Origin of the sequence: Roseateles sp. (genome assembly GCF_031397715.1) — a bacterium.
Classification (GTDB): Bacteria; Pseudomonadota; Gammaproteobacteria; order Burkholderiales; family Burkholderiaceae_C; genus Paucibacter_A.
Window position 1 is genome coordinate 1 of the sequence record NZ_JANNMI010000050.1, and the last position, 12,425, is coordinate 12,425.

Sequence of the window (12,425 nt, forward strand, 5' to 3'; positions counted from 1 at the left end):
TGCGCGTGGCCTCATGCAGCACCACGCAGCGGCCGGTCTTCTTGACCGAGGCGACGATGGCGCCCAAGTCGAGCGGCCAGATGCTGCGCAGATCGATGATCTCGGCGTCGATGCCGGTTTCCCTGGCCGCGGCCTCGGCCACAAACACCATGGTGCCGTAGGTGATCACCGTCAGGTCTCGCCCCTGGCGGAACAGCGTCGCTTGGTCGAGCGGCAGGCTGTAATAGCCTTCCGGCACCAGGCCCAGCGGGTGGCTGGACCAGGGCGTCGATGGTCGGTCGTGATGACCATCAAAGGGGCCGTTATAGAGCCGCTTGGGCTCCAGGAAGATGACCGGGTCGTCGCATTCGATGGCGGCGATCAAGAGGCCTTTGGCGTCATAGGGGTTGGTCGGCATCAGGGTGCGCAGGCCGCAGACATGGGTGAACAGCGCCTCGGGGCTTTGGCTATGGGTCTGGCCGCCATAGATGCCGCCGCCGCAAGGCATGCGCAGGGTCAACGGCGCGGTGAAGTCTCCCGCCGAGCGGTAGCGCAGCCGCGCCGCTTCGGAGACGATCTGGTCCGAGGCCGGGTAGAAATAGTCGGCGAACTGGATCTCGGCCACCGGCCGCAGGCCATAAGCGCCCATGCCGACAGCCACGCCGACGATGCCGCCTTCGGAAATCGGCGCATCGAAGACGCGCTGGTCACCGTATTTTTTTTGCAGTCCGTCGGTGCAGCGAAACACGCCGCCGAAATAGCCCACGTCTTGGCCGAACACCACCACGTCGGGGTCGCGTTCCAGCATCACGTCCATGGCCGAGCGCAGCGCCTGGATCATGGTCATGGGGACTCTTTTTTCTGACTCGGTCATTCTCTGCCTCCAAAGCGGCGCGCTTCATTCATCTGCTGCCGCAGATGCGCCGGCATGTCCTTGTAAACATCCTCGAACATCGAGGCGATGCTGGGGATATGGCCGTCGGCCAGGGTGCCGAAGGCCTCGGCTTCTTTTTGGGCCTTGATGATCTCGGCCTCCAGCTCTTTTTGCGCCGCCAGATGCAGCTCGTCCGACCATTCGCCCAAGGCGATCAGATGGGCCTTCAGGCGCTCTACGGGATCGCCCAACGGGAAGCGCTGCCACTCGTCGGCGGGCCGGTATTTGCTCGGGTCGTCTGACGTGGAATGAGGGCCGGCGCGGTAGGTCACCCATTCGATCAGGGTCGGGCCCAGATTGCGCCGGGCCCGCTCGGCCGCCCATTTGGAGACCGCATAGACGGCCAGAAAGTCATTGCCGTCGACCCGCAGCGAGGCGATGCCGCAGCCGGCGCCGCGGGCCGCGAAGGTCGTGCCCTCGCCGCCGGCAATCGCCTGAAAGGTCGAAATCGCCCACTGGTTATTGACCACATTGAGGATCACCGGCGCGCGGTAGACATGGGCAAAGGTCAAGGCGGTGTGAAAGTCGGCCTCGGCGGTGGCGCCGTCGCCGATCCAGCCCGAGGCGATGCGGGTGTCACCCTTGATGGCCGAGGCCATCGCCCAACCGACGGCCTGGATGAATTGGGTCGCCAGATTGCCGCTGATGCTGAAGAACCCGGCGCGTTTGATCGAGTACATCACCGGCAATTGCCGGCCCTTGAGCGGGTCGCGCTCGTTCGACAGCAGCTGACAAATCATCTCGACCAAGGGCACATCGGCGCGCGCCATCAAGAGGCTTTGCTGGCGGTAGGTCGGGAAGCACATATCGCCGTCATTCAGCGCCATCGCGTGCGCACTGCCTATCGCCTCTTCGCCCAGGCTTTGCATATAGAACGACAGTTTTTTCTGGCGCTGCGCAATCAGCATGCGGCCATCGAAGACGCGGGTCTTGAGCATGCTGCGCAGACCTTGGCGCATTTGGTCAGGGCTGAGCCCGGGCGCCCAGGGGCCGATGGCGGCGCCCGACTCATCCAGCACCCGAATCAGGCTGTAAGCCAGATCGGTGGTGTCGACGGCGGCGACATCGACGGCCGGCTTGCGCACCGCGCCGGCGGGCGAGAGGTGCAGGTAGGAAAAATCGGTATGGCAGCCGGGCCGTCCGGACGGCTCCGGTACATGCAAGCGCAGGCGCTCGCCGTCGATGGGCGCATCGGTTGTCATCGCTGTCTCACTCCTGCGCGGATCTCGCGCTCAAGCTGCCAAGGAAGTCCGTGACGGGTAGGCTCAGCGGTGTTGCTGTATCGGCCTCACGGGTCAGCCACCGGGGTTGCCGGCGGCTTGGGGTCTAGCGTAGCGGATCGCCGCGCCTGTTCCGCAGTGAAAGGCCGAATTCGTATCTAGAAGTTACCCTAGGGACTCAACCACCAAACTTCTTGCCATGTTGCGACCCTTTCTCTTCGTTCTTGTCTTCATCAGCAGTCTTGGTGCCCAGGCGGCCGAGCTGAAGCTGCGCCTCATGCAGACCAGCGATTTGCACATGAATTTGCTGAACTATGACTATTACCAGGACCGCAGCACCGACGAATATGGCCTGGCCAAAACCATCAGCCTGATCAATGCCGCTCGTGACGAGGCGCCCAACAATCTGCTGTTCGACAACGGCGATTTGCTGCAGGGCAATCCGCTCGGCGACGTGATGGCGCGCGGCCCCGCCAGCGCCAAGGGCGCGACTCACCCGGCGTACAAGGTCTTGAACTTACTGCGCGTGGACGCCGCCAACCTGGGTAATCACGAGTTCAACTATGGCTTGCCGTTCTTGCGCCGGGCCATCGCCGGGGCAAACTTCCCTTATGTGAATGCCAATGTGATGTTGCCCTCAGTCAAGGGACAGGCAGAGCGCCCTGCGTTCACGCCCTATGTGCTGTTGGAGCGCAGCTTCAAGGACGAGGCCGGCCGGCCGCAGCGCTTGAAAATCGGCGTGATTGGTCTGACGCCGCCGCAGATCATGCAATGGGACGCGCCCCATCTGGCCGGCCAGGTCAGCGTGCGCGATATGGTGGAGGTGGCGCGCGAGCTGATTCTGCAGCTGCGGGCCAAGCGCGCGGATTTGATTGTGGTGATCGCCCACACCGGCATTGAGAAGTCCGCCCAAGCCCATCTCGCCGAGAACAAGGCCGCCGAGCTGGCGCGGCTGCCCGGCCTGGATGCCCTGTTCTTGGGCCATGCCCACAGCGAATTCCCGGGGCCGCAGTTCGCCGACTACCCCGGTGTTGACCTGCAGAGAGGCCGCATTCACGGCGTGCCGGCGGTGATGCCGGGGCGCTGGGGTGACCATCTGGGCCTGATCGACCTGAGCCTCAACAAGAACGCCCAAGGCCGCTGGCAGGTCAGCAACAGCCGCTCCGAGCTGCGCCCCATCTACCAGCGCGACAAGCAGCTGGCCTTGGTGGCGGCCGACCCGATGGTCGCCCATGTGATCGCGGCCGAGCATGCCGAGACGCTCAAAACCATGCGCTCCCAGGTCGCCAGCAGCTCGGCCGCCATCCACAGCTACTTTGCACAGGTGCAAGATGACCCCTCGGTGCAGCTGGTGGCACAGGCACAGCTGGCCTATGTACGCCGCGCTGTGCAGGGCACCGAGCTGGAGCACTTGCCACTGCTGTCGGCCGCGGCACCGTTCAAGTCAGGCGGACGCCAAGGCTGGAGCAATTACACCGACATCCCGGCCGGCCCCATCTTGGCCAAGCATGTGGCCGATCTGTACGTCTACCCCAACACCATCAAGGCGCTCAAGCTCAGCGGCGCCGAGTTGCGCGAATGGCTGGAAATGTCGGCCGGCCAGTTCCGCCGTATCGACCCGCAAGGCTCGGCCGAGCAAGACTTGCTGAACGCCGACTTCTGCTCCTACAACTTCGATGTGATCAAAGGGGTCAGCTACGAAATTGACGTCACCCGCGCCGCCCGCTACGACGCAGACGGGCGGCGCAGCGCGTCGAATGAACAGCGCATCGTCAATTTGCAGTACCAGGGCAAGCCGCTGGACGAGACGGCGCAGTTCTTGGTCGTCACCAACAGCTACCGGGCCAATGGCGGCGGCAACTTCCCCGGCCTGAACGGCACAAAGGTTGTGGTCGATGCGCCCGATGAGACGCGCCAGGCGCTGGGGCAGTTCTTGAGCCAAGCGGGGCACTTCAGCCCGGCTGCCGATGGCAACTGGCGTATCCGTCCGGTGCCGGGGGTCAAGCTGCGTTTTGTTGCCGGTGCGGGCGGCGTTGCGCATTTGCCCAACCTGCCCCGGGTCAAGCTGGTCGAAACTCGCGGCAACGGGTCCGCGTTGTTTGAGCTCAGCCCCTGAAACGTGTGGCCCGATGGCCGGCGAGCTGATGGATTCCTGTGTTCACCGCTCGGCGCTACCCATTCAAGCGTGAATATCGAGCAAGGTGCCGGAGGCATCCAACTGAGTCTGCAACACGCGCAAATTGGCCACAAACGCATAGGTGGCCGACTTTTGGGTCGTCAAATCCGCCTCCAGCGCATGGCCAACCGAATTGACTTGGCGCAACTGGCCTTTGACGCCGCCGGATTGCAAGGTCTGCGCTTCGACCTGCTGACGGCGAAAGTCGGTGGTCTGGGTATTGGCAATATTTTGGGCCGACGCGCGCAAGCGCTCATTGGCCACGGAGATGCCGGACATGGCGGTGGATAGACCGATGGACATGGCGAAACTCCGTACTGCGGGCCGAATGCCTGGATTCTGTTTGACTCATCGGCAGCCCGCGCCGGAACTTTAGAAAAGAAGGGATATTTCTCGTCATTTCTTCACACCATGCCCGCGAACCGGCCTACCGACGAAAAAAAAGCCCACCCGGCCAGGGTGGGCTGATCAGCTAAGCGAGCCTTGCAAGCCTAGCCGGCCAGTTCCTCAAACCCGCCGGCAGAAATGAACACACGCACACTGTCGCCGCCGGCCGCCTTGGCCTCGGCACAAGCGAGCACGGCCGCACCGATGACGGCGTCGACGCTCTCCAGCGTCGCTTGCAACTGCACCACGCCCACACACGCCTTGACCCTGGTGCGGTGCAGGCCCCAGCGCAGGCGGAAGCCGGCGATGCCGGAGCGCATCTTCTCGGCCACGATTTCGGCGTAATGCTGATCGCAGTTCGGCAGCAAGACGGCGAAGCAGTCATTCTCAAGCCGGGCTACCAAGTCAGACGCCCGCACTTTGGTGATCAACAACTGGCCCAAGCCGTAAAGGAAATGATCCCCCACTTCAACTCCCATGCCGGCGATGACTTCCGAGAAATGATCGACATCGACCCACAGCACCGACACCGGCTCATGCCGGCGGCTGCCGACATGCTCGGCCAGGCGCCGCTCGAACTCGCGCCGGTTCGCCAACTCGGTCAGCGCGTCATGCTTGGCCGTCCAGGTCGGCTGCATGCGCATCTGGCGCGCCACCGTCACATCGTCCAACAGCCACAGCGACTCACCCGTCGGCGCATCCCATTGCACCGGCGTGGCCTGCAGGCGGCCCCAAAAGCGGCTGCCATCGCGGCGCACGTACTCAAACTCATCATCCAGCGGCCGGCCACTGACGAAGGCAGCCGCCATGCGGTCTTGCACCGAAGTCAGCGCGGCGTCCGACACATGGACCATCCGGGTTGGCCGGCCGATCAAATCAGTATCATCGCCATGACCGAACAGGTGATTGAAATGCTCGCTCACCAGGACGAAGGCGCCGTCCTTGACGAACCCCACCGCCATCGGCGCGCGGACCATCAAGGCCCGCATCCGCGCCGCGATCAGGTCCGGCGCGCCGTCCGCTACACCCCCTGGCTTTGTTGCTTCATGCATCTACATCTCCTTTGTCGGTGTATCACCGCATCATGACTATCGCAGGTGTAAGGCATCAAGGCCACGCAGAAAACCCGATCAAGCCACCGAATCAAGGCCTTTTAGATTGGATCTTGGGGAATCTACTCTGGCGAAGATAGGCGACTGAAACCAGAGTCAAGCCAGAATCGGTTCGCTGAGACGGCCCTAAACAGTTGAAAGCCATGGACCCACAAGACTATCACCACCGAAAATTCCGCCGCACGCCGCCGTTCAGCCGTTTGATGATCAAGGCGCTGTCGACCGGGGCGCTCATCGGTGTTGCGATCGGCGCCACAATTGGTCTGCTCAGTCTCCTCGCCGGCCCAGGGGCGCCCGCGCAGGAATCGCCATCAACCGGCGTCGTACAAACAAGCCACCGCTAGGCGCCGCCGAGCTCAGGCAGGCCATCAAACTGCCGGCGCGATCTGCTCGGCATAGTCATACAAGGCACCGAGTATTTCCAGGCCGCGCTCGTCGGCCGCCTCACTGAGCTGGTCGATTTGCTCGAAATGCGCGGCCAGGGTCTGCGCACCACCCTCACCCTCGTGCAAGCGAGCTACACAATGGGTGGTCCAGCGCTCTTGCTCGGCCGGGCTCAAACTGCTTGGCCAGTTGCGCGCCCTGAATCTGAACACCAACTCCTCCAAACGCGGGTCGGCAAAGTTGAGCTTGCCCTCGCCGGCAGCTTGGGTCAGCTGCTCGGGCGTTAGCGAGCGCAAACGCTGCAAGGCGCGCCGGTCATCCGGGCCGATGAATCCGCCGTAGAGGTCTTCGTCCACATCCGGCGCCACACGGGGATTTTCACGTTTGAACACGGCGCCCCAAAGCCCATCCAAGGCGCGACCCTTTTTATCCATCAGCAGCTGCGCATGAGCCATGCCCTGCGCCATGTTCAAACCCCATCGCTCGGCCATCAACGGCGACAAGGTCTTCAAGTTGGCAATGACGACCGGTGATTTGTTGACATGAATGGTCTTGATGGGCAGGCGCGTGTGCCCCTCGGGCAGGTCCTCTTGCTTAACGAATAGGCGGCCGCGGATATCTGCTGCGCTCAACGTCAACAGCTCGCTAGGATCACTGGCCAAATCCCAAACAATCAGCTCGTTCTTGTTGCTCGGATGCGGCGCTAGAGGCCAGACCAAGGCGATGCAGCCGCGCTCGGGACCGTACATGCCGGAGATATGTAGAAAGGGCCGCCCCACGCCGATTTCGGCCCAGACAGCGTCCTTCCTGCGCAGCCGCAGGCAGAACTCGAACAATTTCGGCTGTGCCTTTTTGAGCAGCCGGGCCAAGGCGATGGTGGCGCGGACATCGCTGAGCGCATCATGTGCGGCGGCGTGCGCCAAGCCATTGGCGGCACTCAGATGCTCAAGCTTGAAGGACGGGCGACCGTCTTCATGCTTTGGCCATTCGATACCGTCGGGCCGCAGCGCGTAGGCGCAGCGCAACACATCTAAGAGGTCCCAACGGCCGCATTCGTGCTGCCATTCACGGGCGTACGGGTCGATCAAATTGCGCCAAAACAAGTGACGCGTCACTTCATCGTCAAAGCGGATCGAGTTGTAGCCGACCCCCACCGTGCGGGCTTCGGCCAAAGCGGTTTCTATCGCATCGGCAAACTGATGCTCGAGCACACCCTTTTCAAGACAAGTCTGCGGCAGGATGCCGGTCAAAAGGCAAGCCTCGGGGTCAGGCAGGAAGTCGGGTGCCGGTTGGCAGTAGAGCATCACTGGCTCGCCGATTTCGTTCAAATCGGCGTCGGTGCGCAGGCCCGCGAACTGCGCCGGTCGGTCACGCCGAGGGATGCGGCCGAAGGTTTCGTAGTCATGCCAGAAGAAGGTGATGTCGGTCATGGGAGTGAGGTTAACGTATCGCTTGTTTGTGTTCGACGCGAGAGTCGGCAGCCACAGGTTTTCGAGGCCCCAAACGAGAAACCCTCCGGAGCCCGAAAGCGGCGGAGGGTGGGTGGTTGACACCACCGTTGGGGCTCTAAGGCTATTTGCCGAAGGGCTCCTGGCGCGCAATGATTGCGCCAGAGGTTGTGCCTGGAACAGGCAATTGAACTTTAGGCGCTAGCTCGGCCGCATTCAATCCCCGGATAAACCCGAGACTGGTGTTTCGAACAGTTGCCCGAACAAAAGGTCGGCGCGCTTTTGTACCTGGGCCGACATGGTGATCGGCACGCCCCATTCACGCGCAGACTCGCCGGGCCATTTGTTGGTCGCGTCCAGACCCATCTTGCCGCCCAGGCCGCTGATCGGGGAGGCAAAGTCCAGATAGTCGATTGGTGTGCTGTCAACCAAGGTGGTGTCGCGGACCGGATCCATCCGGGTCGTGATCGCCCAGACCACTTCCTTCCAGTCGCGAATATTGATGTCGTCGTCGACCACCACGATGAACTTGGTGTACATGAACTGGCGCAGATAGCTCCACAGGCCAAACATCAGCCGTTTGGCATGACCGGGATAGGCCTTTTTGATCGAAATCACAGCCATTCGGTAGCTGCATCCCTCGGGCGGCAAATAGAAATCGACGATCTCGCTGAACTGCTTTTGCAGAATCGGCACAAACACCTCATTCAAGGCCACACCCAAAATAGCTGGCTCGTCGGGCGGCTTGCCGGTGTACGTCGAATGGTAGATCGGGTCGGTGCGCTGCGTCATGCGGCGCACTTCAAAGACCGGAAACCAATCCTGCTCGTTGTAGTAACCAGTGTGATCACCAAACGGCCCCTCCAGCGCATGCAGATAGCCGCCCTTCTCCATCAATCGCACGCCGTCCGCGCTGAAGCCGCTGAAGCCCTTGGGAGCCACCGGGATACAGCCCTCCAAGACGATTTCTGCGCTGGCGGGTACTTGCAGCATGACTCCGTCCTGACCCGCTCCGCTGTTCACTAACTCGGTACGCGATCCGCGCAGGAGGCCCGCGAACTGATATTCAGACAAGGAGTCCGGCACGGGCGTGACGGCGCCCAAAATCGTCGCAGGGTCGGCACCCAAGGCCACCACGAGCGGAAAGGGCTGCCCCGGGTTGCGCAACGCAAAGTCCCGAAAGTCCAAAGCGCCGCCACGGTGAGCCAACCAACGCATGATCAGTTGATTGCGCCCAATCAATTGCTGGCGATAGATGCCTAAATTCTGTCGAGTTCTTGGCTGCGCGATGTTCTGCGGCCCTCGCGTGACCACCAGTCCCCAGGTGATCAACGGGCCGATGTCGCCCGGCCAGCAGGTTTGAATCGGCAAGGCCTTCAAATTGACGTCCCCCGCCTCAAAGACCTCTTGCTGGCAGGCTGCTTTACGGACCACTGCTGGCTTCATGTCCCACAGTGATTTGAGCATTTGCAGCAAACGATGCGTGTCCTTGAACCCTTTCGGCGGCTCAGGTTCTTTCAGATTGGCCAGCACATGGCCCACATTGCGCAAATCCTGCAGACTCTGAGCGCCCATGCCTAACGCTACACGCTCGGTCGTACCGAACAGGTTTGTCAACACCGCCGATTGATGTCCGACTGGATTCTCAAACAATAAAGCGGGGCCGCCGGCACGTAACACGCGATCGCTCAAGGCCGTCATTTCCAAAATTGGAGAGACCGGGTCAGCAATACGACGCAGCTGGCCGATGGCCTCCAAAGCGTGAATGAACTCACGCAAATCGCGGTACTTTATAACCATTTGTAATATGAAAATCGATTTTTAGGCTTGACGGGTTATCTTTGGACCTTAGAATCCGCAAATCCCGTGAATTCAGGGTAAACCCGCGTTTTTGCCTGGGTAAGGCGAAGACGTCCCGCTGCCGATGGACGGTGGTCCGATGACAAGAGCAGTTTCACTGCTAACCGGTCATCTAAGCCGGTCCATTATCACTTCCGCAAGCAATTCCCGGCGCGCCAGTGCCGAGATCGCAAGTGGCTGAGAACAAAGGAGTCGCATGACAGCGCGTCAAGAAATTTTGTCCCGGGCACGCAGTACCGGTGCCGCCATGTCCTTGTTTGCTCGCGACATCGGGCAAGGGTTGCTGGTTGTAAGCCACAACACCCTGGCCTTGGTTGGCTTGGCGGTCGTTGCGATTGTTTTCACTTTCGCCAGCCAGGTCGATCTGCAACAACGCTTGGAAGGCCATGCCTTGGGCTGGCTGCATGACCGGGAAGAAGCTCGCGCATTGGCCGAAGGCAATACCCTTTTCAACAGCAGTGAACCAGATGCGGTGAACCGTGCAACGGCCTCGGATCCCAAGGAATTGCCGCGGCAACAGGCCGCGATTGCTCATTGGCTGGCCGGCAAGTACAAGGTCGCACCCGAGCCGATCAGCCGCTTGGTGCAAGAAGCTTGGTCCGTGGGGCAGCGTGCGCAAGTCGAGCCAACATTGATCTTGGCCATCATGGCGATCGAATCCAGCTTCAACCCCTTTGCACAGAGCTCGGTAGGCGCGCAGGGGTTGATGCAGGTTCTGACCAGCGTACACAACGACAAGTACAAGGCCTTCGGAGGCAATCTTGCCGCCTTTGATCCGATTACAAATCTGCGGGTTGGCGTGCAAGTGCTGAAGGAAAGCATCCAACGCGGCGGCAGCGTCGACGAGGGCTTGAAGCATTATGTCGGCGCGGCAAACCTGCCGGATGACGGTGGCTACGCTCAGCGCGTTATTGCCATGCACGAGCAAATGAAGGCGGTGGCTGCCGGCCGCAAACCCGTTGACAAGCCGCTCAGGGACCTCGCGCCAGCGAAAGAATTGCCTGCCGGTATCGAAACACCGATTGTGGACGAGCGCGTTGCACTGGCCCGCTGATTGCCTCTATCGAAACGGCTGCCTCGGCGGCCATTCACCGGCCGCCTAGCCTCAACCGCTACACTCCGGGTGCCGCGCGACTGGCGATCAAGGCTGCAAGCTGTAACGGTGTTTGGCTCCACGCCAAATATTCCTGAATAGAGGGCAGCCCGAGGTGGTGGACCACCTGGAAACGCGGACAGCTTTGGTCTACTGAAGCTACTTTCAGCCGTTCGCCTGGGCAGCCTGGTCTCGCTAGATCTCACCAAAAAGCGAATCGGGCTCCACATTTTGAGCCTTGCAACCATCTATGTTTGACCGCAGCACTTCCACCCTCGCACTTGTCGACCCCGAATTGTGGGCCGCCGTTCAAAATGAGAACCAGCGCCAAGAAGACCATATCGAGCTGATCGCCTCGGAAAACTACACCTCGCCCGCCGTGATGCAAGCGCAAGGCAGTCAGCTGACCAACAAGTACGCCGAAGGCTACCCCGGCAAGCGATATTACGGCGGCTGCGAATATGTTGATGTCGTCGAGCAATTGGCGATTGACCGTATCAAGCAATTGTTTGGCGCCGAGAACGCCAATGTGCAGCCGAACTCGGGCTCACAAGCCAACCAAGGCGTGTTCTTCGCCTTGCTGCAGCCGGGTGACACCATCATGGGCATGAGCTTGTCCGAAGGCGGTCATCTGACCCACGGCATGCCGCTGAATATGAGCGGCAAATGGTTCAAGGTCGTCAGCTACGGCCTCGACGCCAACGAAGCCATCGACTACGAAGCGATGGAGCGCACCGCACGTGAACATAAGCCTAAGCTGATCATTGCCGGCGCCTCGGCCTACTCACTGGCGATCGATTTTGAGCGTTTTGCCAAAGTCGCCCGGGACGTGGGCGCCATCTTCATGGTCGACATGGCCCACTACGCCGGCTTGATCGCCGCCGGCCTGTATCCCAGTCCGGTGCCGCACGCCGACGTGGTGACCTCGACCACCCACAAGAGCCTGCGCGGCCCGCGCGGCGGCATCATTCTGATGAAAGCCGAGCACGAGAAGGCCATCAATAGCGCCATCTTCCCAGGCCTGCAGGGTGGCCCCCTGATGCACGTCATCGCCGCCAAAGCGGTGGCATTCAAGGAAGCGCTCTTACCCGAATTCAAGACTTACCAGGCGCAAGTGCTGAAGAACGCGCAAATCGTCGCCCAGACCCTGACCGGGCGCGGCCTGCGCATAGTCAGCGGTCGCACCGAAAGCCACCTGATGCTGGTGGACCTGCGCGCCAAGGGCATTACCGGTAAAGAGGCAGAAAGCGTGCTTGGCAGCGCCCACATGACGATCAACAAAAACGCGATTCCGAACGATCCCGAGAAACCCATGGTCACCAGCGGGGTACGCATCGGCACGCCCGCGATGACCACGCGCGGCTTCAAGGACGAGGAGGCCCGGCTGACGGCAAATTTGATCGCCGATGTGCTGGACCAGCCGCGCAACGCGGCCAATATTGAAGCCGTGCGGGCCAAGGTCCATGCGCTCACCAGCCGGTTCCCTGTGTACCGTTGAAAATGTCAGCCCCCACGCTCGGCACTTCGTGTCCTCGCTGCCCCCCACGGGGGCGCTCGCTTGCTTGGGGCGGCCCGGCGCCGCGCTCGACACCATGAAATGCCCGTTTTGCAGCCACTCCGAGACCCAGGTGGTCGAAACCCGGGTCGCCGAGGATGGAGACTTCATTCGCCGACGCCGTCAATGTGGGTCTTGCGAGAAGCGCTTTACGACCTATGAACGTCCGGATGTCAACTTCCCGGCGATCGTCAAGAAAGACGGGCGACGCAACGAATTCGAGCGCGCCAAATTACTGGCGTCGATGAATCTGGCGTTGCGCAAACGGCCGGTGAGC

General features: G+C 61.4%; 10 protein-coding genes, 1 pseudogene and 1 riboswitch. Of the genes and pseudogenes, 5 read left to right on the forward strand and 6 right to left on the reverse strand.

From position 1 onward, the window contains the following. Both RMO57_RS02355 and RMO57_RS02360 read right to left on the reverse strand, forming a co-directional pair. The coding region (locus tag RMO57_RS02355) for an alpha-ketoacid dehydrogenase subunit beta (protein WP_310383842.1) at window positions 1-853 on the reverse strand (853 nt) is incomplete at its 3' end. Further along, a complete protein-coding gene (locus tag RMO57_RS02360; protein ID WP_310383844.1) occupies window positions 850-2,115 on the reverse strand; it encodes a 3-methyl-2-oxobutanoate dehydrogenase (2-methylpropanoyl-transferring) subunit alpha in 1,266 nt (421 codons plus the stop codon). The genes RMO57_RS02360 and RMO57_RS02355, both read right to left, overlap by 4 nt. 217 nt (window positions 2,116-2,332) lie before the next feature. Here RMO57_RS02360 and RMO57_RS02365 point away from each other — a divergent pair, with 217 nt between their 5' ends. Continuing rightward, window positions 2,333-4,249, forward strand: coding sequence for a bifunctional 2',3'-cyclic-nucleotide 2'-phosphodiesterase/3'-nucleotidase (locus RMO57_RS02365; protein WP_310383846.1), 1,917 nt, complete (start codon window positions 2,333-2,335; stop codon window positions 4,247-4,249). Between the two features lie 63 nt (window positions 4,250-4,312). On the opposite strand, the gene RMO57_RS02370 is transcribed toward RMO57_RS02365, so the two are convergent. Next, window positions 4,313-4,612 carry a flagellar basal body rod protein gene (locus tag RMO57_RS02370; protein ID WP_310383848.1) on the reverse strand — a complete coding sequence of 100 codons (300 nt, stop codon included), beginning with the start codon at window positions 4,610-4,612 and terminating at the stop codon, window positions 4,313-4,315. A 188-nt stretch (window positions 4,613-4,800) separates the two neighbouring features. Further along, the gene (locus tag RMO57_RS02375; protein WP_310383849.1) at window positions 4,801-5,748 is read right to left on the reverse strand and encodes a sensor domain-containing diguanylate cyclase; all 948 of its coding nucleotides are present in this window, start codon (window positions 5,746-5,748) and stop codon (window positions 4,801-4,803) included. Window positions 5,749-5,951: 203 nt separating this feature from the next. Between RMO57_RS02375 and RMO57_RS02380 the strand changes: the two genes are divergently transcribed. Continuing rightward, complete coding sequence (locus tag RMO57_RS02380; RefSeq protein WP_310383851.1) at window positions 5,952-6,152, forward strand: hypothetical protein; 201 nt, start codon at window positions 5,952-5,954, stop codon at window positions 6,150-6,152. 24 nt (window positions 6,153-6,176) lie between these two features. Here the strand turns inward: RMO57_RS02380 and sbcB are convergent, their stop codons facing one another. Both sbcB and RMO57_RS02390 read right to left on the reverse strand, forming a co-directional pair. Next, entirely contained in the window at window positions 6,177-7,622 is a 1,446-nt protein-coding gene (sbcB, locus tag RMO57_RS02385; RefSeq protein ID WP_310383853.1) for an exodeoxyribonuclease I, read from the reverse strand. Between the two features lie 234 nt (window positions 7,623-7,856). After that, window positions 7,857-9,434: a UbiD family decarboxylase gene (locus tag RMO57_RS02390; RefSeq protein WP_310383858.1), complete on the reverse strand. Its 1,578-nt coding sequence runs from the start codon at window positions 9,432-9,434 to the stop codon at window positions 7,857-7,859. Window positions 9,435-9,696: 262 nt separating this feature from the next. On the opposite strand from RMO57_RS02390, the gene RMO57_RS02395 reads away from it, so the two are divergent. The 3 genes and pseudogenes from RMO57_RS02395 to RMO57_RS02405 all read left to right on the forward strand — a co-directional run. Further along, on the forward strand, window positions 9,697-10,554 hold the full coding sequence (locus tag RMO57_RS02395; RefSeq protein ID WP_310383855.1) for a lytic transglycosylase domain-containing protein: 858 nt from the start codon (window positions 9,697-9,699) through the stop codon (window positions 10,552-10,554). Between the two features lie 66 nt (window positions 10,555-10,620). Continuing rightward, a riboswitch (ZMP/ZTP riboswitch) is annotated at window positions 10,621-10,783 on the forward strand. A 60-nt stretch (window positions 10,784-10,843) separates the two neighbouring features. After that, window positions 10,844-12,091: a serine hydroxymethyltransferase gene (gene glyA / locus RMO57_RS02400; RefSeq protein WP_310383857.1), complete on the forward strand. Its 1,248-nt coding sequence runs from the start codon at window positions 10,844-10,846 to the stop codon at window positions 12,089-12,091. A 94-nt stretch (window positions 12,092-12,185) separates the two neighbouring features. Further along, window positions 12,186-12,425: pseudogene (locus RMO57_RS02405) on the forward strand (transcriptional regulator NrdR); the annotation flags it as partial.

What these genes read in the sequence shown, in the direction of transcription:
- RMO57_RS02360 (WP_310383844.1), bottom strand. Translation starts at nt 2,115, where the DNA reads ATGACAACCGATGCGCCCATCGACGGCGAGCGCCTGCGCTTGCATGTA.
- RMO57_RS02365 (WP_310383846.1), top strand. Translation starts at nt 2,333, where the DNA reads ATGTTGCGACCCTTTCTCTTCGTTCTTGTCTTCATCAGCAGTCTTGGT.
- RMO57_RS02370 (WP_310383848.1), bottom strand. Translation starts at nt 4,612, where the DNA reads ATGTCCATCGGTCTATCCACCGCCATGTCCGGCATCTCCGTGGCCAAT.
- RMO57_RS02375 (WP_310383849.1), bottom strand. Translation starts at nt 5,748, where the DNA reads ATGCATGAAGCAACAAAGCCAGGGGGTGTAGCGGACGGCGCGCCGGAC.
- RMO57_RS02380 (WP_310383851.1), top strand. Translation starts at nt 5,952, where the DNA reads ATGGACCCACAAGACTATCACCACCGAAAATTCCGCCGCACGCCGCCG.
- sbcB (WP_310383853.1), bottom strand. Translation starts at nt 7,622, where the DNA reads ATGACCGACATCACCTTCTTCTGGCATGACTACGAAACCTTCGGCCGC.
- RMO57_RS02395 (WP_310383855.1), top strand. Translation starts at nt 9,697, where the DNA reads ATGACAGCGCGTCAAGAAATTTTGTCCCGGGCACGCAGTACCGGTGCC.
- glyA (WP_310383857.1), top strand. Translation starts at nt 10,844, where the DNA reads ATGTTTGACCGCAGCACTTCCACCCTCGCACTTGTCGACCCCGAATTG.